At 40.9% G+C, this 23078-nt stretch carries 26 protein-coding genes; 22 read left to right on the top strand and 4 right to left on the bottom strand.

Annotated features, from left to right (window positions below; translation table 11 throughout):
* The first annotated feature begins 38 nt into the window (after positions 1-38).
* The 18 genes from ACOIT5_RS12240 to ACOIT5_RS12155 all read left to right on the top strand — a co-directional run bounded on the left by ACOIT5_RS12240 (position 39) and on the right by ACOIT5_RS12155 (position 14370).
* Positions 39-317 carry a transposase gene (locus ACOIT5_RS12240; protein ID WP_423126434.1) on the top strand — a complete coding sequence of 93 codons (279 nt, stop codon included), beginning with the start codon at positions 39-41 and terminating at the stop codon, positions 315-317.
* Complete coding sequence (locus ACOIT5_RS12235) at positions 314-1162, top strand: IS3 family transposase (RefSeq protein ID WP_423126433.1); 849 nt, start codon at positions 314-316, stop codon at positions 1160-1162. The genes ACOIT5_RS12240 and ACOIT5_RS12235 overlap by 4 nt, the downstream gene beginning before the upstream one ends.
* A gap of 260 nt (positions 1163-1422) precedes the next feature.
* Entirely contained in the window at positions 1423-1608 is a 186-nt protein-coding gene (locus ACOIT5_RS12230) for a Thivi_2564 family membrane protein (protein ID WP_423126447.1), read from the top strand.
* Positions 1609-1843: 235 nt separating this feature from the next.
* Positions 1844-3496, top strand: a complete 1653-nt coding sequence (locus ACOIT5_RS12225; protein ID WP_423126446.1) for a sensor histidine kinase — start codon at positions 1844-1846, stop codon at positions 3494-3496.
* Entirely contained in the window at positions 3489-5222 is a 1734-nt protein-coding gene (locus ACOIT5_RS12220) for a hybrid sensor histidine kinase/response regulator (RefSeq protein ID WP_423126445.1), read from the top strand. Before ACOIT5_RS12225 ends, ACOIT5_RS12220 begins: the two co-directional genes overlap by 8 nt.
* Positions 5223-5563: 341 nt before the next feature.
* Positions 5564-5719, top strand: a complete 156-nt coding sequence (locus tag ACOIT5_RS12215; protein ID WP_423126444.1) for a lmo0937 family membrane protein — start codon at positions 5564-5566, stop codon at positions 5717-5719.
* 416 nt (positions 5720-6135) lie between these two features.
* Positions 6136-6414, top strand: coding sequence for a YtxH domain-containing protein (locus ACOIT5_RS12210; protein ID WP_423126443.1), 279 nt, complete (start codon positions 6136-6138; stop codon positions 6412-6414).
* A 21-nt stretch (positions 6415-6435) separates the two neighbouring features.
* Positions 6436-6858 (top strand): hypothetical protein, encoded by a 423-nt coding sequence (locus ACOIT5_RS12205; protein ID WP_423126442.1) that lies wholly within the window; start codon positions 6436-6438, stop codon positions 6856-6858.
* Positions 6859-6880: 22 nt separating this feature from the next.
* Positions 6881-7222 carry a phage holin family protein gene (locus ACOIT5_RS12200; RefSeq protein ID WP_423126441.1) on the top strand — a complete coding sequence of 114 codons (342 nt, stop codon included), beginning with the start codon at positions 6881-6883 and terminating at the stop codon, positions 7220-7222.
* 6 nt (positions 7223-7228) lie between these two features.
* The gene (locus tag ACOIT5_RS12195; RefSeq protein WP_423126440.1) at positions 7229-7618 is read left to right on the top strand and encodes a hypothetical protein; all 390 of its coding nucleotides are present in this window, start codon (positions 7229-7231) and stop codon (positions 7616-7618) included.
* 2 nt (positions 7619-7620) lie between these two features.
* On the top strand, positions 7621-8718 hold the full coding sequence (locus ACOIT5_RS12190; RefSeq protein WP_423126439.1) for an AI-2E family transporter: 1098 nt from the start codon (positions 7621-7623) through the stop codon (positions 8716-8718).
* Positions 8719-8856: 138 nt separating this feature from the next.
* Positions 8857-9021, top strand: a complete 165-nt coding sequence (locus ACOIT5_RS12185; protein ID WP_423126438.1) for a hypothetical protein — start codon at positions 8857-8859, stop codon at positions 9019-9021.
* Entirely contained in the window at positions 8990-9934 is a 945-nt protein-coding gene (locus ACOIT5_RS12180) for a tyrosine-type recombinase/integrase (protein WP_423126437.1), read from the top strand. The genes ACOIT5_RS12185 and ACOIT5_RS12180 overlap by 32 nt, the downstream gene beginning before the upstream one ends.
* Positions 9924-11096 carry an IS91 family transposase gene (locus tag ACOIT5_RS12175; RefSeq protein WP_423126436.1) on the top strand — a complete coding sequence of 391 codons (1173 nt, stop codon included), beginning with the start codon at positions 9924-9926 and terminating at the stop codon, positions 11094-11096. Before ACOIT5_RS12180 ends, ACOIT5_RS12175 begins: the two co-directional genes overlap by 11 nt.
* A gap of 502 nt (positions 11097-11598) precedes the next feature.
* Positions 11599-12237: an OmpA/MotB family protein gene (locus ACOIT5_RS12170; protein WP_423126435.1), complete on the top strand. Its 639-nt coding sequence runs from the start codon at positions 11599-11601 to the stop codon at positions 12235-12237.
* 229 nt (positions 12238-12466) lie between these two features.
* The gene (locus ACOIT5_RS12165; RefSeq protein ID WP_423126434.1) at positions 12467-12745 is read left to right on the top strand and encodes a transposase; all 279 of its coding nucleotides are present in this window, start codon (positions 12467-12469) and stop codon (positions 12743-12745) included.
* A complete protein-coding gene (locus tag ACOIT5_RS12160) occupies positions 12742-13590 on the top strand; it encodes an IS3 family transposase (RefSeq protein ID WP_423126433.1) in 849 nt (282 codons plus the stop codon). Before ACOIT5_RS12165 ends, ACOIT5_RS12160 begins: the two co-directional genes overlap by 4 nt.
* A gap of 246 nt (positions 13591-13836) precedes the next feature.
* Entirely contained in the window at positions 13837-14370 is a 534-nt protein-coding gene (locus ACOIT5_RS12155; protein WP_423126432.1) for a helix-turn-helix domain-containing protein, read from the top strand.
* 115 nt (positions 14371-14485) lie between these two features.
* Here ACOIT5_RS12155 and ACOIT5_RS12150 read toward each other — a convergent pair whose 3' ends face one another.
* The 3 genes from ACOIT5_RS12150 to ACOIT5_RS12140 are packed head-to-tail and all read right to left on the bottom strand — an operon-like array spanning position 14486 to position 16102.
* Positions 14486-15166: a porin family protein gene (locus tag ACOIT5_RS12150; protein ID WP_423126431.1), complete on the bottom strand. Its 681-nt coding sequence runs from the start codon at positions 15164-15166 to the stop codon at positions 14486-14488.
* A 28-nt stretch (positions 15167-15194) separates the two neighbouring features.
* Entirely contained in the window at positions 15195-15866 is a 672-nt protein-coding gene (locus ACOIT5_RS12145) for an OmpA family protein (protein ID WP_423126430.1), read from the bottom strand.
* A 59-nt stretch (positions 15867-15925) separates the two neighbouring features.
* The gene (locus ACOIT5_RS12140) at positions 15926-16102 is read right to left on the bottom strand and encodes a hypothetical protein (RefSeq protein ID WP_423126429.1); all 177 of its coding nucleotides are present in this window, start codon (positions 16100-16102) and stop codon (positions 15926-15928) included.
* 455 nt (positions 16103-16557) lie between these two features.
* Here ACOIT5_RS12140 and ACOIT5_RS12135 point away from each other — a divergent pair, with 455 nt between their 5' ends.
* From ACOIT5_RS12135 to ACOIT5_RS12120, 4 genes are all read left to right on the top strand, one after another.
* Entirely contained in the window at positions 16558-19428 is a 2871-nt protein-coding gene (locus ACOIT5_RS12135; RefSeq protein WP_423126428.1) for a chemotaxis protein CheB, read from the top strand.
* Between the two features lie 7 nt (positions 19429-19435).
* Positions 19436-19999 (top strand): hypothetical protein, encoded by a 564-nt coding sequence (locus ACOIT5_RS12130; RefSeq protein WP_423126427.1) that lies wholly within the window; start codon positions 19436-19438, stop codon positions 19997-19999.
* A gap of 98 nt (positions 20000-20097) precedes the next feature.
* Positions 20098-20547 carry a hypothetical protein gene (locus tag ACOIT5_RS12125; RefSeq protein ID WP_423126426.1) on the top strand — a complete coding sequence of 150 codons (450 nt, stop codon included), beginning with the start codon at positions 20098-20100 and terminating at the stop codon, positions 20545-20547.
* A gap of 12 nt (positions 20548-20559) precedes the next feature.
* Positions 20560-22323 carry a L,D-transpeptidase family protein gene (locus ACOIT5_RS12120; RefSeq protein WP_423126425.1) on the top strand — a complete coding sequence of 588 codons (1764 nt, stop codon included), beginning with the start codon at positions 20560-20562 and terminating at the stop codon, positions 22321-22323.
* Here the strand turns inward: ACOIT5_RS12120 and ACOIT5_RS12115 are convergent.
* Complete coding sequence (locus tag ACOIT5_RS12115) at positions 22310-22927, bottom strand: murein L,D-transpeptidase catalytic domain family protein (protein ID WP_423126424.1); 618 nt, start codon at positions 22925-22927, stop codon at positions 22310-22312. The genes ACOIT5_RS12120 and ACOIT5_RS12115 overlap by 14 nt on opposite strands.
* Positions 22928-23078: the final 151 nt, after the last annotated feature.

The following is a 23078-nucleotide window of genomic DNA, read 5'->3' as shown; positions in this document are numbered from 1 at the left end:
ACAACAGAATTAATTTGAAATTATTAAAATTGTTGTCTATGAAAAGCAGAAGGAAATTTACAGCAGAATTTAAAGCCAAGGTGGCCGTCGAAGCCGTGAAAGAAAGGGAAAGCATCGCGGAACTGGCCAAGCGTTATGATCTTCATCCCAACCAGATCACCAACTGGAAGCGGGAGTTTTTAAATAAATCCTCAGTTGTTTTTTCGGAAGGATCAACCAAGGGTGACAAATCGGAAGACAAGGAAAAGCAGAAGCTGTACGAGGTGATTGGCCAGCAAAAGGTAGAGATTGATTTTTTAAAGAAAGCCTTGTCATGAAAGCCAGTCCCGCAGAGCGGCGCAAGATTGTTGACAAGGCCCGCCACAAGCTCAGTATCAAGCGGCAGTGTGAACTGCTGGGCATTCATCGTTCCGGGTACTATTATAATTTACAGGAAAAGCAAGAAGATGCCTTCAACCTTGAATTGATGAAACTGATCGATCAGCATTACCTGAAACATCCCTATATGGGAGTTCCGTCGATGACCCAATGGTTGGTCCGGGATATGGGGTTTCAGGTCAATCATAAGCGGATAGCCAGGTTATACCGGTTGATGGATTTGTCGGCAATCGTTCCGGGCCCGCATACCTCAAAAGGATGTAAAGAGCATAAGAAGTATCCCTATTTGCTGCGCAGCCTTGTCATTGAGCGGCCCAACCAGGTTTGGGGGATCGATATCACGTATGTTCCGGTCAGGCATGGCTATTTGTACCTGGTGGCCATTATTGACCTTTTTAGCCGTTTTGTGGTTGGATGGTCCCTGTCCAACACGATGGAATCCGAATGGGTACTGGAGACGGTCAAAGAGGCTATCAGCCAACATGGCAAGCCCGAAATAATCAACTCAGACCAGGGCAGCCAGTTTACCAGCGAGTTGTACACCGGTTTTCTGACAGGTGAAAATATCACCATCAGCATGGATGGACGGGGCCGTGCCACGGACAATATCTTTATTGAAAGACTGTGGCGCAGCCTGAAATACGAAGATATTTATCTGAATGCCTATGAAACGGGGCCCGAACTCTATATGGGGCTGAAACGATACTTTCATTATTACAATCAACAAAGACGGCATAGTTCGTTGGCTTACCAGGTTCCAGCAGAGATTTTCCAGGCAGCCTGATGAGTTATAAACAAAAACCAGAGATGTTGACAAAAGAAAAAAGTAGCCAAAAAAGAAAAGGTGTTAATAACCAGAATAACTCTCCGCTTCTCTGCGAGTTATTTCCGGTTGTTAACACCATTGCATCATCATTATCATCAAACTTAGTTTTATATTTATCCTGTCCTAAGGATGGGGGGAAGCATATAATGTAATACTTTTTAGTTTAAAAAAGTTAAACTTTACATAGTACGATTTAGTACAAATAAAAATTTATCGTCATGCCAATATTAACTATTCTTGTCGTTATTATCGTTGTCGGGGTCATTCTCTGGTTGGTAAACAGCTATATTCCCATGCAGCGCACCATTAAAAATATTTTGAATGCTGTTGTTGTCATTATCCTGGTGGTGTGGTTGCTCAACGTATTTGGAGTATTGGACAGTTTGAAGAACGTGACCATTTAGTTTGCAGACATTAAAATTTATTTTTTGATGCTGCCTGATAAAATCAGGGGACAATGCTCCCCCACCCTTTCCTTCTTTCAACTTCATCGGCAACTTAAAATGAATGACTTTTACGCGTTCTGATTTTCAGGATGTGTGTATTATGTAATTTATTCATAAAATAATGTAATGAATTCCAGCATTTAAAACCGGAGATTTGTTGTTTGGCCACACGTTGGACGTAAACTATACAAATATGCATAAATCATCATTAAATCAAAATTCCGGAAATACTTTAGGGAAAAAAATACCAAAATCTGCATTGCAAGAGGCTTTAATTGACTCCGAAATTCGTTACCGCAGATTGTTTGAATCGGCAAAAGACGGGATCCTTATTCTTGATGCAAAAACAGGTAGGATCGTTGATGTAAATCCTTTTTTAATTGATTTGCTGGGCTACTCCAAAAAAGATTTTATTAAAAAATCAATTTGGGAAATCGGCTCTTTTCATGATATTTATCAGAACCATGAAAAGTTTCTGGAATTACAGCAGAATGAATATGTACGGTATGATGATTTGCCGCTTGAAACTTCAAAGGGTCGTAAAATCTATGTTGAGTTCGTCAGCAATGTTTATTTGGCAAATAGTGTTAAGGTAATCCAATGCAATATACGGGATATCACAGAACGCAAGAACGTTCAAAATAAAATCAAGTTTCAGGCTGATTTAATAAACAATGTAGGGCAGTCGGTTATTGCAACAGACTTGCAAGGTAAAGTAACCTACTGGAACAATGCCGCGGAAAAAATGTACGGATGGTCTTCTTCTGAAGCAATCGGACAAAATATTATCCATTTAACACCTGCCCGGCAAACAAATGAACAGGCCATTGACATCATGAAAAAATTAAGCATGGGAAAGACATGGACTGGAGAATTTCCTGTAAAAAGAAAAGACGGAAGTAGTTTTCCTGCATTTGTTACCGATACGCCATTACTCGACTCAAATGGGAAATTAACAGGTATCATAGGAATTTCAAACGATATTACCGAACGCAATCGTGCCGAAATGGAATTGATAGAAGCCAAAGAAAAAGCGGAAGAAAGCGACAGGCTTAAATCAGCTTTTCTGGCCAACGTGAGCCATGAAATCAGGACACCGATAAACGGAATTCTCGGTTTTGCCGAGTTGCTTCGCACTGCAGATTTAACAGCTGAGGAACAACAAGAATTTATTGGTATCATCGAGAAAAGCGGTATCCGGTTACTCAATCTTATAAACGACATTATTACCTTCTCAAAAATAGAGTCAAATCAAACTGAAATAACTTTTTCGGATGTAAACGTAAATTTTCAGGTTGAGGACATTTTTAATTTCTTCAGGTTAGAAGCTGAGAATAAGAAATTAAAAATCTCATTCAAAAATGATTTACCTGTAAATGAAGCGATCATAAAAACAGATAGTAATAAAGTTTATGCAGCGCTCACCAACCTGGTGAAAAATGCAATTAAATTTACTCAATCCGGCTCTATTGAATTGGGGTACTTAAAAAAAGACGGATTTTTCGAATTCTACGTAAAAGACAGTGGAACAGGTGTTTCCAAAAAACACAAAAAATCAATTTTCGAACGATTCAGGCAAGGCAGTGAAGCATTGACCCGTAACTATGAGGGGGCAGGCCTGGGGCTGTCTATTTCAAAAGCGTATGTTGAAATGCTGGGTGGACGTATTTGGGTTGAGAATAATGCCGAAAAAAATATAAATACTTCGGGATCCACGTTCTTTTTTACCATACCTGTTTGCCCGCCTGTGGAATTGAACTCTTTTATGCCCGGAACAAAGAAAGATAATCGACCAGTAGATTTCTATAAGTTGAAGAAAAACGATAATATATTTCAGCATGAATAAACAAAAAAAAACAACAACCAAACCAGATAAACTTCGCCAGGCCGCAGAACTGTTGCTAAACCGAAAAGAGAAAAGTTTGGAGAAATTTTTTCACGAATCCGATAATCTTAAACTCATCCACGAGCTTGAAGTACATCAGATAGAACTGGAAATGCAAAATGAAGAGCTGAAACAGGCAAAGGAGAAAGCAGAACTTGCAGAAAAAAAATATGCCGAATTATATGATTTTGCCCCTTCAGGATACCTGACACTGACAAAGGAAGGTGAAATTATCGATTTGAATATTCGTGCAGAACATTTGTTGGGAAAGGAACGTTCGCATCTGATTAAAAGCAGTTTTGGTTTCTTTGTTTCTTCTGATACCAGAGCCCTCTATAATCGTTTTCTGAAAAAAATATTCAAAAACAAATTAAAAGAAACCTGCGAACTGAAATTGGCAACCTCCGACGATTCAATAAAGTACATACTCGTCAACGGCATAATCAGCCATATTGACGAAAAATGTCTGGTGACACTGGTTGACATTACAACGCGTAAACACGCCGAGAACGAATTGATAAGAGCCAAAGAAAAAGCGGAAGAAGGCGACAGGTTGAAATCAGCTTTTCTGGCCAACATGAGCCATGAAATCAGAACACCGATGAATGGGATCCTGGGTTTTACCGAACTGCTTAAAACGTTAAAGTTAAACGGCGAAGAGCAGCAAACCTACATTGGCATTATTGAGAAAAGCGGTACCCGCATGCTCAATATCATAAACGATATTATCAACATTTCCAAAATAGAATCACGCCAAATTGAAGTTTCAGTTTCAGAAACAAATATAAACGAACAGGTGGAATACATTTATCACTTTTTCAGGCTGGAGGCAAAACAGAAAAAATTGCATATTTCATATAAAAATGCGTTGCAACGAAATGAGGCTTTTATAAAGACAGACCGCGAAAAGGTGTATGCAGTACTCACCAACCTGGTAAAAAATGCGATTAAGTTTACCCAAACCGGCTCCATTGAATTGGGTTATTTAAAAAAAGACAGATTTCTCGAATTTTATGTAAAAGACAGCGGTCCCGGAATTCCAGATGAACAGAAAGAAATTATTTTTGAACGCTTCAGACGGGGCAATGAAACATTGACCCGGAACCATGAAGGAGCCGGCCTGGGATTGTCAATTTCAAAAGCGTATGTTGAAATGCTGGGTGGACGTATTTGGGTTGAGAATAATGCCGAAAAGAATACAAATACTTCGGGATCCACGTTCTTTTTTACCATACCAGCCCATCCGGTAAATAAAACCAATCAAATTACCCCGGTTGCTCCACCGGATCAATCGGCCAAAAATGGAACCGGAAAACTTACTATTTTGATTATTGAAGATGATGAAACCTCGGAAATGCTTATTAATAAGATGATTGAAGGATTTGCCTGGAAAATTCTAAAAGCAACAACCGGAGTTGAAGCGGTTGAAATTTGCCGGAAAAATCCTGACATCGATTTGGTGCTGATGGATATAAATGTGCCGGAGATGGATGGCTATGTAGCCACCCGTAACATCCGGAAGTTCAATAAGGAGGTGATAATAATCGCACAAACCGGGTATGCATTGGCTGGCGACCGAGAGAAATCAATAGCTGCAGGATGTAATAACTATATTTCCAAACCAATAGACAGAGTCGATTTAAGGAAGATGATAACCAGTTATTTTTCAGAATTGACGAAATCATAAAATGTGTGAATGATGTAATTTATTTGAGAAATTTTGTAACAGTTTAGGGGATAAAGAGAAATACCTTTGGTAATAAACGATAAGAATGATATTCAAAAATGTTTTACCTCGAAAAGTAACCAGATTCCGTAAGATAAAAGTATCTGTCAGGATTTGGAAGGTTCGCATAAATGTACCCTGTAAATTGAATGTGCAGAAAAAAGATGAAGATATAAAAACGATTGAATGGACCATTCATCAGGTGCTTAATTAATAAATAACTCTCTGACACCAAAAAATGAACAGTTTAAAAAATTGTACATATTAACTATTAATACAAATAATAATTTAAAAAAAGTATCATGGGAAATTTGCTATACATCATCGCTGTACTCCTGATTATCGGATGGGCAATCGGATTTATCGGGTACAATGCCGGAGGCATAATACATATTCTGCTTGTCATTGCAATTATTGCAATAATCGTCAGGGTTATTCAGGGAAGACGGATATTATAGAAAGAACTTTTTCTTTAAATGTTGGGGAAATTTGAATACTTTGTTTTCTGTACATCAATAATTGTCTAATATTATTGATGGGTTTGGTTTAATATGGATTTGTAATGAGAATGTGGGCAGTGTACCCACATTTTTCCTGAAAATCTGAGGGCATTATTGATTAACAAATTCAAAATGGAAAATATTGTTATTTCATTATCTACCGCATCTTTTCTGACCGGGTGCATGTTAAACCCGGCAACAGGCCGTAAGCAACTGAGATTAGTCGTGGAATCGGAACTGCAGTTAATGGGCACCTGCGTGTATAAACCATTTTTATCAGAACTCAAGGTTTTAAACCCGGCCGGGAACAGAGTTGCCGCGATGGCTGACCGTTGTAAGTGTAAATTATTTAATCAATATAAACAATTAATAGTATGAGTTCAGGAAAAGTTTTGTTGGGCGTATTGGCCGGGGCCGCCGTCGGCGCATTGGCAGGGATTTTATTTGCCCCTGCAAAAGGATCGAAAACCCGTAAAAGAATTTTGAAAAAGGGTGAAGACTATTCAGAAACATTGAAGGAAAAGTTCAACGATTTCGTTGAGGTAATCACCGAAAAATTTGAAAAAATGAAAGAAGATGTTTCCGACTATGCCGAAAAGAAAATGGGAAAACCCGAAGAAGCAGAAGAGAAAACAAAAACTGTTGAGGGTTAGAAAAGTCTAAAAAATGGGAATATGTTTAAAGAATCATTGAAAACAAAATCAACCGGAGGAATTAACCGGTCATTTATGGCTTCATTTCGCACGTTCAATTTGCTGCCCCTGATTGAAAAGATGAAACATAAACCGACTTTGTTCAAAAGAGATTTGCATTCAATGATTCTTTTAAACGATCCCGACAAGCAGATTGTGCTTACGACCTTTGATAGGGGAACAGAAATCAATTCATTCCAATCAGATGAGCAAATGATCCTTCAGGTTATTTGGGGAAAATTAAGGTTTCATGCGCATGAAGAATCGCTGGATTTAAGCCAGGGTGAATTTCTTATAATCCAGGTAAACAAACCTTACATTTTAACAACCGGGGAAAAAACCATGTTTCTTTTAACACTTATTCCCGGCAACCCGAGGCGCACAACTTCAAAATTCACAAAATGAAGTACGATAATGCAAAAATACTATGGATGACAACGTGAAGTTAATAGAATCGCTACTGGAAAGTACCTTCAAGTACGGAGCAGCGGAAATAGAGTTGATCAAGCTTAAAACTTTAAACAAAACATCAGATGTGGTTTCCAGTCTTATTCCACATACCGTTGTTTTTTTTATTCTTGTTTTGTTTCTGCTTTTTCTCAATTTAGGACTGGCCTTCTGGCTTGGTGACATCATCGGAAATAATTTCTGCGGATTTTTTGTGATTGCTGCATTTTATGCAATTGTGGGGCTTGTTATGCATTTTTTTATGCATAAGTGGATTAAACGGAAGATTTGCAATTATCTGGTTAAACAGATGTTTAAATAAACTGACATGGAAAATATATCGACCCCTGCTGAGCTGAAAGAAGCGATTGCATTGCTGGAAGCGAAAAAGTCTGTTCATTTTCAGGAGATGAGGGCAAACTTTTTCCTTGCCTACGAGTACCTTAAACCCGCTAATCTCATTAAAAGTACAATAAAAGAAATTAGTTCCTCGCCCGATCTTTTCAACAATATTTTTAACGTTGCTATTGGTCTGGTTGCAGGTTATCTTTCAAAAAGAGCAATATTTATCGGCAGCTCAAACAGTAAATCCAGAAAGCTTTTGGGTCTAATTTTACAGCTAGGTGTTACAAACCTGATTGTTAATGCCCCAAATGCATTAAAGTCATTCGTTCAGGATATTTTCAGTAAAAGCAAAAAGGAAATCAAATCCGACTAACCGTGACAGTTAAAGAATTTATGATACCTCTTTACGTAAAAACGGTACTGGTTTTTATCGGCTTACTCGCCTTTGTTATCACATTGTATATTGCTCAAGGCGTTATAATTCCAATTGTTTTCGCAACTATTTTTGCCATCGTGCTCCACCCGGCCGTGAACCTGATAATCAGGTTGAAGATTCACCGGATCGTAGCCATCATTATCGTGATGTTTTTTACTTTTTTGATTATTGCCTCATTTGGCGCACTTTTGTTCTCCCAGGCAAGCCGGTTCACTGAATCATTACCCGTGCTGATTGACAAGTTTACCGAAATACTCAACCAAATCATCTTCTGGGCTACTGGTTATTTTGACATTAGCGCCAATGAAATTACCGCATGGATTACAAAAACAAAAAATGAACTCATTGGAGGTGCTGAGATCGGACGAACAATCATTAATGTTGGCGGCATCCTGGCGTTTTTATTTCTGATTCCTGTTTATGTTTTTATGATTTTATTTTACCAATCTCTCCTGATTGAATTTTTTCACCGTTTGTTTGGGAAAAACAACAGAGACAAGGTAAGCGAAATAATAAACCAGATAAAAACTCTTATTCAGCGCTACCTCATCGGACTGCTTATTGAGGTGATCATTATTTCTTTTTTATATACCATTGGCCTTTTAATATTAGGAATCGAATATGCTTTAATTCTTGGTATTTTGGGTGCCCTTCTTAATCTGATTCCTTATCTCGGTTCAATCATTGCTGCATCCATGCCAATGATAATAGCTATTGTAACCAAACCATCTCCCTGGTTTGCCTTGCTGGTTCTGGCGCTTTATATCATCATTCAATTTATCGACAACAACTTTATCGTACCCAAAATAGTTGCTTCAAAAGTAAAAATCAACGCACTGGCTTCCATCATTGCTGTGATTACATTTGGCACACTGTGGGGTATTTCGGGTATGTTGATCGCCATTCCGCTAACTGCGGTTGCGAAGCTTATTTTTGATCATATCGAACCGTTAAAACCCTGGGGATTTTTATTGGGCGATACCATGCCGTCGCCACTAAGCAGTGAATCAATTCTCAAGAAATTGAAACTGAAGTGAAATACGATTGGATCACCAGCGTGGAATGAATCGCCGGAATATGTGTGAATGATATAACTCTTATCTCAAATTGTGTAACATTCTATATTCCAAATGTTCTCACCTTGCTCTCATTACTTTTCACTTAAAATAATCAAAATGAAAAAAACAATTTATCACCTTACATTCTTTGTACTGATTGTTGAACTAAATCCGCCTGCGCGGATAGCTGTTTTAAAAGTACCCGATTCTTCCTATACTCCGGAATTTTTCACCAATAAAATTTCTGAATATGAGAAAGAAATCGGGTTTAACTATTATTGAGCAGGCTGTTGTGCTTGTTCCTGAGTTTGAAAAAGTTGCCGGGAAGCTGGAGCAACAGGTTACCTTGCGCGGACAAAGCAAAAGTACGTTAAATAATTACATCCGCCGCATCGCCCTGTTTGTGGTCCGTTTCGGGAAGCTTCCCGAGCAGATCGATCCCGAAGAGATCAACGAGTACCTGGCAGCTTTGGCCCGCGATCCCCGCTCGCCTTCGCGCAGCAGTTTTAAACACATGGTGTACGGGCTGCGCTACTATTACCGTCTGCTGGGGATGAACAAAAATGCCATCGCCCTGCCTTCGCTGAAAGGAAATACCAAACTGCCGGTCATCCTGAACCAACAGGAGCTTAAAGAGCTTTTTACCGCGCCAACGCTTTTGAAACAACGGGTGGTACTCACGCTGATCTATTCGGCCGGACTGCGCGGTCAGGAAGTAATCAACCTGAAGATATCGGATATCGACTTTGAGCGCCGTACCATCCACATCCGCCAGAGTAAGTATAAAAAAGACCGCATCGTGCCATTGGCCGACAGCATGGCCGTTGGCCTGAAAAAGTACCTGAAAGCCGAAAACCCGCACATCTGGCTGTTTAACGGCAAAGAACCTGATGGCCGTTACAGTGTCCGGGGTTTATCCTGGGTGATGCGCGAAAACCTGAAAAAGACGTCTATTACAAAGGATGTAAATCTGCATTCGCTGCGCCACTCGTATGCGACCCATCTGCTGGAACAGGGACTGAACATTGTCACCCTGAAAGAACTGCTGGGCCATGCCGACATTACCACCACCATGATTTACCTGCACGTGGCCCAATGCACGCTGATCAAACCTCACAGCCCGCTCGATACGCTTTATGACTTTTCCAGGAAAAAGAAGAAGAAAAACACCGGTTCACCGAAAAATGAGGGCTAAGTTTGAACTGGCCGATGTGGTCCGTTTGTTCGCCCCTGAACTGGCTGCCAAAACAAAGCTTACTCCACTGCAACTGAAAGTGCTGGATAAGATAGCTGTTTGCCGTACTGCTGCCCTGGGCGGCCATGAAGAAGCCTGTGAAAACTGCGGAACCGTTCGCTACAGTTACAACAGTTGCGGTAACCGTCATTGTCCCAAATGCCAGGCTGCCAAACAGGCCTTCTGGATTGATGATCTGGTGCAAAATACCTTGCCGGTAAAACATTACCACCTGGTATTTACCGTGCCGCACCACCTGAATGCTGTTTGCCTGCATAACCAAAGGATGTATTACGACCTGCTTTTTTCGGCCGTTTGGCAAACCCTCCGCTCGTTTGGCTACTCGCATTTTGGTACTGAAACCGGGGCTGTGGCCGTGCTGCACAGCTGGGGACAAAACCTTTCGCTGCATCCGCATATCCATTGCCTGGTTCCCGCTGCCGGGTATACCCTGGATGGCCGGTGGAAGAACATCGGGCATTCGGGAACTTACCTTTACCCGGTACATCAACTAAGCAGTGCCTTTAAAGGCAGGTTCCTCGACAGCCTTAAACGGGCTTTACAAAAACAAGACGAGCTTTCCCTCTTTAGCAGCCAGATAAAGCAGGCTTATCAAACAAAATGGGTGGTTCACTGCGAACCTTCGCTGGCAAGCGCTGAGCACGTGGTCAGGTACCTGGGCCAATACACGCACCGGGTAGCCATCACCAACCAGCGCATTGTGAACATTGCCGGTGGCAAAGTGACCTTCCTGGCAAAGGATTATCGTGACAGGGCCATTAAAAAGCCTGTTACCCTGGATGGGGTTGAGTTCCTGCGGCGCTTCACACAACACATCCTGCCCCGAAGGTTTGTCAGGATCCGGCGCTTCGGTATTTACAACCACACCGTAAAGCGCAATCTCAAACTGCAATTTGTTCCCCAACAGAAGCCGGATATTGACTCGGTAATCGAACGGCAACAACCGCCGGAAACCAACGTGGAACGTTTTGCCAGGCTGACAGGCGTAAATCCCTGTCTTTGCCCGGTATGCAAAACCGGAAGGATGGTAACCATCCGGGAACTGCCACGGATACGTTCACCGGCTTGGGGACAGCTGGAGCAATCATTAACGCGGTCATAATCATTAAATCACGTTACGCTCCCGGCGTATCCGGGAGAGGTATGCCCCCATACCGGCAAAAACGCAAAAAAAGCAGGGCTTAAACATCAAGTCGCTGATGCAAACTGAACCGAAAAGCACAAAAACCTGCAACATGTCAATGAACGTCGGGCTGTTTCCTGCCCATTCTATCTGTGAAATCCAATAAAAACCTTCAATAAGTGCATAGCCCTGAACCCGGCGGGTGTAGTTCAACCGGGAACAATCGCTGGGCGCTGCACGCCGCTCATGTTCCTATTTATTAAATCCAATAAAAACCTTCAATAAGTGCATAGCCCTGAACCCGGCGGGTGTAGTTCAACCGGGAACAATCGCTGGGCGCTGCACGCCGCTCATGTTCCTATTTATTGGGTTGATATTTACATCTTGTGTATCAGGTAAAAAATTCTCGGCCTCAGAAGCCAGGGGCAACAAGCTGCAAAGAGACAACACAACAGTGCTTAATCAACTGATTGAAAGCAACATGCAATTGAAAAAAGCGAATGATAAAAACACATCTTTGCAAAAGGAATATACCTTGATCCAGAAGGATCTGACGTTGCTTACCACCGAATCAAAAATGACTATTGCCCAACAGGCAAAACGGTTAAAAAACCTTCAGAATGTGATGCAGGTTCAAACGGATAAAACCAATAAACTGAAAAATTCGATTGCCAATGCCCTGTTGAATTATAAAGCTGATGAACTGAATGTTTTCCTGAAAGACGGAAATGTTTATGTATCGCTCGAAGAAAAGTTGTTATTCAAATCGGGCAGTGATGTGGTCGATCCGAAAGGGAAAGACGCCCTTAAAACGCTGGCAAATGTACTGAACAGTACCAACGATTTTACCGTGGTCATTGAAGGCCACACGGATGATGTGCCCATTAAAACCAAAATGTTTGAAGACAACTGGGATCTCAGCACAGCCAGGGCAACCTCTATCGTGCGTATCCTTACCAACGATTTTGGTTTCGATCCGGACCGGATAACAGCTTCGGGGAAAAGTAAGTTTCACCCGGTGAAATCGAATGATACCGTTGAGGGTCGCGCAGGCAACCGAAGAACAGAAGTTATTCTTTCGCCCGATATTCAAGAAATATATAAGCTTTTGTATCAGTAAAGTTTTATTGCTGATATTAAAAAGCTGCATCACCGCACTCCTTTATTGGGTGCGGTATTTTTTTGATCATGTGTGAATAATGTAAATTTTCATACGAATTGTGTAACTTTCTAAAAATACGAATGGTTTAATTTTACGTTGGATTACTGGCATCTGATTCAAAAAAAGATATAATTACCCCCAAATTTAGGACAACAGAATTAATTTGAAATTATTAAAATTGTTGTCTATGAAAAGCAGAAGGAAATTTACAGCAGAATTTAAAGCCAAGGTGGCCGTCGAAGCCGTGAAAGAAAGGGAAAGCATCGCGGAACTGGCCAAGCGTTATGATCTTCATCCCAACCAGATCACCAACTGGAAGCGGGAGTTTTTAAATAAATCCTCAGTTGTTTTTTCGGAAGGATCAACCAAGGGTGACAAATCGGAAGACAAGGAAAAGCAGAAGCTGTACGAGGTGATTGGCCAGCAAAAGGTAGAGATTGATTTTTTAAAGAAAGCCTTGTCATGAAAGCCAGTCCCGCAGAGCGGCGCAAGATTGTTGACAAGGCCCGCCACAAGCTCAGTATCAAGCGGCAGTGTGAACTGCTGGGCATTCATCGTTCCGGGTACTATTATAATTTACAGGAAAAGCAAGAAGATGCCTTCAACCTTGAATTGATGAAACTGATCGATCAGCATTACCTGAAACATCCCTATATGGGAGTTCCGTCGATGACCCAATGGTTGGTCCGGGATATGGGGTTTCAGGTCAATCATAAGCGGATAGCCAGGTTATACCGGTTGATGGATTTGTCGGCAATCGTTCCGGGCCCGCATACCTCAAAAGGATGTAAAGAGCATAAGAAGTATCCCTATTTGCTGCGCAGCCTTGTCATTGAGCGGCCCAACCAGGTTTGGGGGATCGATATCACGTATGTTCCGGTCAGGCATGGCTATTTGTACCTGGTGGCCATTATTGACCTTTTTAGCCGTTTTGTGGTTGGATGGTCCCTGTCCAACACGATGGAATCCGAATGGGTACTGGAGACGGTCAAAGAGGCTATCAGCCAACATGGCAAGCCCGAAATAATCAACTCAGACCAGGGCAGCCAGTTTACCAGCGAGTTGTACACCGGTTTTCTGACAGGTGAAAATATCACCATCAGCATGGATGGACGGGGCCGTGCCACGGACAATATCTTTATTGAAAGACTGTGGCGCAGCCTGAAATACGAAGATATTTATCTGAATGCCTATGAAACGGGGCCCGAACTCTATATGGGGCTGAAACGATACTTTCATTATTACAATCAACAAAGACGGCATAGTTCGTTGGCTTACCAGGTTCCAGCAGAGATTTTCCAGGCAGCCTGATGAGTTATAAACAAAAACCAGAGATGTTGACAAAAGAAAAAAGTAGCCAAAAAAGAAAAGGTGTTAATAACCAGAATAACTCTCCGCTTCTCTGCGAGTTATTTCCGGTTGTTAACACCATTGCATCATCATTATCATCAAACTTAGTTTTATATTTATCCTGTCCTAAGGATGGGGGGAAGCATAAGATGCGGTCATCGTATAGGATACTGAAATAGCATCTAAATGATTCTGAAAATTAAAAATATGGCAACCAGTCGTTGTAAAATTTTTGTTCAGAACGAGATTAACAAACTGGGCATTTACAACATAACCGTTGAATTGGGTGAAGTGGAATTAAGTGAGAATTTACCTGAAAAGAAATTAAGGCTACTGGATATTGCCCTCAGAAATGCCGGTTTGGAATTATTGAAAGATAAAAAGCACAACCTGGTTGAAAAAATTAAAGCGGCTATTCATGAATTGGTATATTATACGGATGACATTCCCAAACCAAACTATTCAGATTTTATTAGTCAAAAAGTCAGTCTCAGTTACTCCTCCCTTAGCAATACTTTTTCGAAGATGCAGGGCATAACCATTGAGAAATATATCATTGAACAGCGAATAGAACGTATTAAAGAATTGATTATTTACACCGACCTCAGCCTCGACGACATGGTGTTTAAATTGAACTACAGCAGTACGGCTCATTTGTCGAACCAGTTTAAAAAGTTTACCGGAATGACTCCTTCCAATTTCAGAAAACAAAGAAATCATCTTCCCAACTCTCCAACATAAAAGCTCATTTTATAACCATATTACATACCGAGTCAAAACAGAATTCATTTAAATTTTAAAAGGCCATCGTTAAAAAATAACGACAGCCTTTTCTTTTAATCAGAAATATATAGAGCTAAAACCGGAATCCAAGGGAAAGCCCGTAACCTGTATTTTTAAGTGATGATTTATTATCACCGGTAATCCGGTTGTCCTTCGGATTGATATCGAGCAACCCGAGTTGAGTATTCAGTTGCAGAAACAGTCCGGCCGGTAATTCGTAACCAAAAAAGAGGTTGGCGCCGGCATCAAACGGTTTTATATATACTGTGGTAAGCGGGTCGCCGGCTTCCACCTCTTTTTTGAATTCGATGTCGGTTTCAACGGTTACCGAACCTCCTTCGTAAATGGCCTTTCCCCCAATTCCATACGCCACATAAGGTCCGAACCCAAGCATAAAATAACCATTGCCTACCTTGCCTTTATATACAAAATTCAACGGCATCTCAATGTATGAAAGTTTATATGTATTGGTGATCAGTCCATCATTATTTTCTGCTCCTTTTGCACTGAACAGTAATCCCGGCTGAACATAAAACGTGGGGGCAACAGGAAACTGGATATTTACCCCCGCATGATAACCAATGATCATATCGTTTTCAAGTTTGTCGCCATTCATATCTTTTCCGTTCAGGTTTTGCATACCAGCGCCACCCAGAATGGCAAATGATGTTCTTCCCCCGCTTCCGCTTTGGGCTTCTGCCAAAAACACGGTTAGTGTGAAAATCAGAATCAAAGAAATTCGTTTCGTTCTCATATCAAAAATATTTACGTGAATTTTACCATTAATTTTGAGCGTCTTGCGCGGCTTCTGCCTTCATCTTTTCATTGGCCGTGATCAAAAATTCGACCCTGCGGTTTTGGGTACGTCCATCTGCTGTTTCATTTTCATACTTGGGTAATGTTTCGCCAAAACCTATGATGCTTAAACGGCTCGTTGCAATGCCGGCACTGGTCAGATAACGGCTAACTGCGGTAGCCCGTTGTACCGACAAAGTCTGGTTATAGGCTTCACTCCCCTTGCTGTCGGTATGCCCCTGTACTTCAATATTGGTTTCCGGATACGTATTCAAAACCGTTACCAATTTGTTCAGGCTGATTTTGGCATCATTGGAAAGATCCGACTGATCGAATCCAAACAAAACATTGCTGTTAAATTCCACCACAATACCTTCGCCCACGCGTTCCACTTTTGCATCAGGTACGGTTTTTTTAATTTCCTCAGCCTGCTTATCCATCTGCCGGCCAATTACAGCACCGGAAGCGCCACCAACTGCAGCACCAATTATGGCCCCAAGAGCAGTATTTCCCGAAGCCCGGCCTATTACTGCACCTGCAGTTCCGCCGGCTACAGTTCCGATAACCGCCCCTTTCTGTGTTTTATTCCATGAAGAACAGCCCGTAAAAATAAAAGATGAGCATAACACCACGAGTAAACCCATTCGTAACTTATTCATATTTAACTTATTTAATTGTTTAAAACTTGTACTCATTACAAAACCTTATCTTTTATAAATCAAAAAAAAGTATACTTCTTTTCTTTCTTTTCAATCATCTCATAATTCCTGAATTTTTCATTTTGGCGATCCCGAATCTGTCTGAGCCGACTTCTGAGTTTCAAAACATCTTGCTCCCCAATTGCCCGTCCCAAATCGTTTTTCCATCTCATTTTTAAATTATTGGTATTTGCCATTTTAATATATTTAGAACTGTTCTTTTACAGTTGCTTATTTTTCAAATAAAGGTAGGCTCATTTCAACAGTGAAACATTACATAATTTTCAAAAATAATTACATCATTCACACATTATTAGCAGTGTTTCATTTTTAAAAAAGTGGGAATAATGTAAATTTTTCACTGAATTATATAATGCACAAATTATCTTAGTTTGTTAATTTCCGCATTCATCATGAACAAGTAAAAATCAAAAAGCGCAAATTATTTTTGGTATAAACACTACAATTGTTTTAATTTCAAATGAAGTGGATTAACTATATTTACATGGCTTTCAAAATCGGTTCAACACGCGGATACTGAAAAAGAAGGAGTTGAACAAATGTCATACATGACGGGGATTACTTAAAATACAAACAGTTGAAAACAAAAAATACAGAACCGGCGATTTCAAAAAAAGAAAAAACTCCTGAAATGAAAAACAGTAGTTTCCCGATAGTCGGTATCGGCGCTTCAGCAGGCGGCCTGGAAGCTCTTGAACAGTTTCTGGGCAATGCCCCTGAATACAGCGGTATGGCATTTGTCGTCGTGCAGCACCTGGATCCAACCCAAAAAGGAATGCTCCCCGAACTGCTTCAGCGGATTTCCAAAATGCAGGTCCTTCAGGCGGAAGACCTGATGAAAGTAAAACCAAACTGTGTTTATGTAATTCCCCCGAATAAAAGCATGTCGGTATTTAAAGGCACTCTTCATCTATTCGATCCCATCGAAGCCCGTGGATTGCGTCTTCCGATTGATTTTTTCCTTCGTTCGCTGGCCGATGACCAGAAAGAAAACGCGGTTGGTGTTATTCTTTCGGGGATGGGTTCTGACGGGAGCGTGGGAATAAGGGCTATCAAGGAGAATAACGGAATAGTGATGGTACAGGAACCTGATACTGCAAAATTCGACAGTATGCCACGGAGTGCCATTGACTCCGGCTTGGTTGACCTGATTGCCCCGCCCGATAAATTACCCTCGGAACTCTTGTCTTTTATGAAACATTTACCAGTTGTAAAATCGAACCTCAGTAACGAAATCAGGGACAAAAGTGCGTTCGAAAAAATAATTATCCTGCTGAGAACGCATACCGGCAACGACTTTTCCCTATATAAAAAAAATACGGTTTATCGCCGGATCGAACGAAGAATGGGCGTATATAAAATTGATGAAATTTATTCTTACGTACATTTATTACAGGAAAATCCCAAGGAAGTGCATATCCTGTTCAAAGAACTGATGATTGGTGTAACCAATTTTTTTCGCGATGCACCGGTTTGGGAAAAACTGAAAGAAACAATTATTCCGTCCCTGATTGCCAAACAGAGCAACAACTCTACATTAAGGGCCTGGATCCCTGGCTGCTCAACCGGAGAAGAGGCCTATTCGCTGGCTATCGTATTTAAGGAAGCGCTTGAAAAAATAAAAACACACGAGCGAATTTCTTTACAGATTTTTGCATCAGACATTGATAGCGATGCCATCGATGCCGCCCGGAAAGGATTGTTTTCGGACAATATTGCAGCCGATGTATCGCCAACGAGGCTAAACCGCTTTTTTACCAAAACAGACGACGGATTTCGTATCAGCACAGAAATAAGGGAAATGATTGTGTTTGCCCAGCACAACATTATTATGCACCCGCCATTTACCAATATCGATATCATTTCGTGCAGAAATCTGCTTATCTATATGGATCCCGAATTGCAACGGAAATTGATAGGTCTGTTCTTTTACAGCCTAACCAACAATGGTATATTACTATTGGGCAACTCAGAAACACTTGGGGTGCAGGGACATCTTTTTTCCGCAGTAAATTCAAGTTTGAAAATATATAAACGTGCCGAAGCCCTTACGAATCCAGAACTATTCGATTTCCCTTCTTCCTTTTCCCGACCCAAAATAAGTCAAATAGAAACAAAGCTACCTGATAAACCAGTTATGAACATTCAAACACTTGCCGATCAAATGCTGTTAAGCCAATTTTCGCCAGCCGGGGTGTTGGTCAACGAAAATGGCGATATCCTTTATATTAGCGGGCGGACCGGGAAATACCTGGAACCGGCGGTGGGCAAAGCAAACATGAATATTTTTACCATGTTACGGCCAGGTTTTCAAAACGATTTTGCCATTGCATTCCGTAAAGCCGTCATGAAAAAAGAAGCCGTGGTATTACACCATGTTAAAATCGGCACAAATGGCGGTTCGCTTATGATCAATGTCAACATTCAGTGGATCAATAAACCGGAACCTTTGTACGGCAAAATCATGATCATTTTTTTGGATGTCCCTGAAACTCAGGAAACCAAACACCTGGCACGAAAAGGTAAAAATGTATCGGGCAGCAAACGGGAATCGGAACTGGAAGAAGAATTGCAGCATACCCGGGAAGAGATACAGAGTATTATGGAAGAAATGCAAACGTCGCAGGAAGAGCTGAAATCAACCAACGAAGAATTGCAGTCAACCAACGAGGAGCTTCAGTCAACCAACGAAGAATTGACTACTTCAAAAGAAGAGATGCAGAGCCTGAACGAGGAACTTCAGACAGTGAACGCTGAATTACAGTCGAAGGTGGATGAATTTTCGCGCGTAAACAACGACATGAAAAACCTGCTCAACAGCACCGACATTGCCACTTTGTTTCTCGACAAGGAATTAAATATCCGCCGTTATACCAATCAGGCAACCAAAATATTCAAACTGATTAAAAGCGATATTGGCCGCCCATTCACCGACCAGGTTTCACAACTTATTTATCCGGAGTTGGCAAAAGATGCCCTGGAAGTGTTAAGGACGCTGATTTTTATTGAAAAGCAAATTCCTACCGTTGACGGCAGGTGGTTTTCCATCCGGATTATGCCTTATCGTACATTCGACGACCGGATTGACGGGCTCGTCATTACTTTTATCGACATCTCCGATTTAAAACAGGTGGCGGAAGAATTAAACGAAATGCAAAAGCTGAACAAGTTTTTTCTAAATTCATTTCCCGACATCGTCATTAAATTAAACAACGATTTGATGATTAACGAGTTTAATTCGGTGGCTGAAAAATTCTTCGGCAAAAAAAGCGTGGCTGTTACCAATCAAAAGTTTTTGGAATTGTTTGTTCCGAAACCTTTTAGAAAAAAAACAGAACTTGAGATGATTAAATTGATGAAACAGAACGATAATAGCAAATTTAAAATGAAAGTTATTGACTGCAAAGCGACAGAAACAGATGTTGAATGGTCGGCTCATGTCATGTACAATAACCTGCATATGCCATCAGGAATAATTTTAACAACAACAAAACTAAAATAACAGAACCATGACTGTCGAAGAAATTGATTTCACAAATGCACAAATGTTGCGTAAAAAAGCGGAAGAAGTACTCAAAGAGAAACAAAAAGATGCGGCCCAATTGGAAAAGGAAACCGATATAAGAAAACTCGTTCATGAGCTTCAGGTACACCAGATTGAACTGGAAATGCAAAACGAAGAGTTGCGTCAGGCATATGAAACGATGGAGTCAGCGCTGAAAAAATACACCATGTTGTTCGATTTAGCTCCGGTAGGGTATTTTTCGCTCGACCCGGAAGGATCTATTTGCGACCTCAACTTCACAGGAGCCGACATGCTCCGGGATAGACGTTTTTCGCTGATAAACAGCAATTTTAAGCTATTTGTCTCCGAAGCATCAAGGCCTGCTTTTAATAACTTTTTTAGAAAGGTTTATTCCCGGAATGCGAAGGAATCATGCGAAGTAATGCTTGGTTACAACAATAATCCTTTGTGTTTGGTGTACATGGAAGGTGTCGTAACCGAAGATGAACAAAAATGTCTTTTGTCGGTCATCGATATTTCAAAATTCAAACTGAAAAATCAGGAATAATGTGTGAATGATGTAACTCTTGTCCTGAATCATGTAATGTTTTCCGGGCCATAAGGAATTACCTTTAATCCGGGAAATCTCATTTAAAATGAATCAGGATGACTACACTTATTTCAAATAAATTCACAAAAAAAATCCTCCCCGCCATATTATTGGCGACCATCATACTTTTTGTCGCTTCATGTGACACGACTGTACCTTTTTTAACTTCATCGGTCGTTCCTGCGGCCACCGGAACTGTAAAGATTAAAAAAGACAACAACCAGAATTACGCCATAAAGGTGCAGATTGAAAATCTGGCGGAGGTTGAAAGATTACAGTCTTCAAAACAAATGTATATTGTTTGGATGGAGACAGAACATGGAAATGCTGAAAATCTAGGGCAGTTGAATAGTTCCAGCGGATTCATATCAAAAAAAATCAGCGCATCGCTTGAAACCGTTTCATCATTTAAACCTGTCCGGTTTTTTGTTACCACCGAATTTAACCAGAATGTTCGTTATCCGGGTGCAGAAGACATTCTCACGACGGACAGGTTTGACAAATAAACTACCTGACAGATGAAACATACAATCGTTGTTGCTTTTATTTTGTTTTCAACCTTCTCATTGGCGGCAAATGAACTTACTGAATCGATCAGCAGGTTTATCAGCAACAAGCCGGAAAATAGGTCCTATGTGATTGATCAGGAGTCCCTTTTTTCGAGTAAAATGCTGCATCAGTTTTATACAAAAAGAAATTATGCCCCGGCATGGATAACTAAAAAAGCTTCGGAATGGATAATTTCTGATTCTCCACCCTGGATTAACCCGGAAACTCTGGTCAGGGCAAATGCTGATGTTCCTGCCTGGATTGAATCTGATATTCCGGTACAATTTAATGCGAATGCTTTGGGCAAAAACGGATTTCTGTTGCTCGATTATATCCGTCAGATTGACCGGCATGGTTTGCATCCAAACGATTATCATCTAAGCTTGATTGAAAAATATATTGGTAAAATAGTACCCTTTATGCCAATGGATCCGGAGGATATGATGAAACTGGATGTATTACTCACTGATGCTTTTTTAGTTTTAGGCCTGCATTTGTATTACGGCAGAGTTGATTCAGAAAATGAAGGCCGGAGTTGGAAGATACAGCGTAAAGAGCCGGAGTTGCAGTTTAATGTGAAACTGGAAGAAGCACTGGTTTTTAATGATGTTGCCAACGCGCTAAACCTGCTTGCCCCGAGATATCGTGCTTATTGGTTGATGAAAGAGAACCTGGCATTTTTTCTCAGCATCGCCGGTGAACCCTGGCCGGCAATTCTGACGGATACAATTGTAAAGCCCGGCGAATCCAATCAAATCATCCCGGAAATCAGAAAAAGGCTGATAAAATTAAGATATCCGTTATCCGACAGCATTTCTGTGGATTATGATATTGATTTCGAAAAACAACTAAAGTCATTTCAGGCAGACTGGGGTTTAAATGCCGATGGTATTATTGGAAAAGGAACGTTACTCGCCTTAAACAGCAAACCGCTAAAGCTTATTAATCAATTGAAGGTAAATATGGAACGGTTCAGGTGGCTTCCATTAAAAGTAACGGAGAGATACATCATGGTAAACATTGCCAATTACAGGCTTTTGATGATCAATGGAGTTGATACCCTGATTTCGATGCGCGTTGTTGTTGGAAAAGAATACCGGGAAACCCCCGTTTTTAATGCACGAATGACCTATATCGTATTTAGCCCGTCATGGACCGTACCTCCTACCATTTTGAAAAATGACGTGATTCCCGAACTAAAAAAAGGTTCAGGCTATCTGACTAAAAAAAATATGAAAATTCTAAGGTCCGACGGTTCTGAAATTCTCTACAAAGAAATTGACTGGAAAAACATATCGAGAAACAATTTTCCGTATATGGTGCGCCAAAGTCCCGGACCTGACAATGCATTGGGGAAAGTAAAATTTATGTTTCCAAACAGCAACAACATTTATATTCACGACACTCCCACCAAGGGAACTTTTGCACGCGACGACAGGGCCGTGAGTTCAGGTTGCATCAGAATTGAAAAACCATTTGAACTGGCCGAACTTTTACTGTACGATTTACCGGAGTGGACTTCAGCGCAAATCCACAACGCCATGCAGCAGAAAAAGGAACAAACAGTCCGGTTAAAAACGCCTGTTGATGTGGTTTTGCTATACCTAACAGCATGGACCGACGGAAATGGCCGTGTTCAATTCAGAAAAGATATTTACGGGCATGATGAAATCGTGTTGAATGCTTTAAATCAAAAACCGGAAGCAGAAAAAATAAAGGTTATCCCTTTTTAACTGCGGCCATTCTGCTGATAACCGGCGATTTTGTCAGATAGCTTTCTGAGGGTACATAAACAAACAGGCATGTGCCGTCTTTGATGGTTTCAATAATTTCCCTGCTCAATTCTTCAGGAACAGCCGGACAACCGTGACTGCGGCCAAGTCTTCCATTTTTCCTGATAAATTCTGAAGAAACATAATCAGCACCATGGATCACTATCGCCCGTTCACGTGCTTTATCGTTAATTCCTTTTTCCATTCCATCAAGCCGAAGTGAAAAACCGTTTTTACCTGAATAGGTTTCTCCGGTGGTATAAAACCCGGGGCTGCTGGCATACGAGCCTGAATCGTTGGAAAAATTATTGGCTATAACTTCGCCCGAATTGCGTCCATGCGAAACAAGACAATGGTATAAAACTTTTGCCTCCACCAGGTCGAGTACCCAAAGCCGCTCTTTGTCTGAAGGCAGGCTATAATCAATAATGGTAATCACTTCCGGACGACGGATAGTCTGTTCTTCCTTGAGTAATTCGTAGCCGGAAAGTGCGGTCTGCAATAAATCTAAAGCAGGAAGTTCTGAAGAGTTTCCTGTATTTGTTAGTTTAAATTTTTCAATCAACAGGGGTGAGTTATGGTCCTTATAAGACGCGACACTCCACTCACTTATCACAGAAATCAGAACCAACAAAAAAAAAACTAAACCGATTTTCTTTTTCCGCATGGGCCAAAAGTAATTGTTTTTTATTGGTATTCAATGTTTTTCGGTTTTT

The organism is Gaoshiqia hydrogeniformans, from assembly GCF_049347105.1.
Classification (GTDB): Bacteria; Bacteroidota; Bacteroidia; order Bacteroidales; family Prolixibacteraceae; genus Gaoshiqia; species Gaoshiqia hydrogeniformans.
This window is presented reverse-complemented; position numbering and strand designations above follow the sequence as displayed.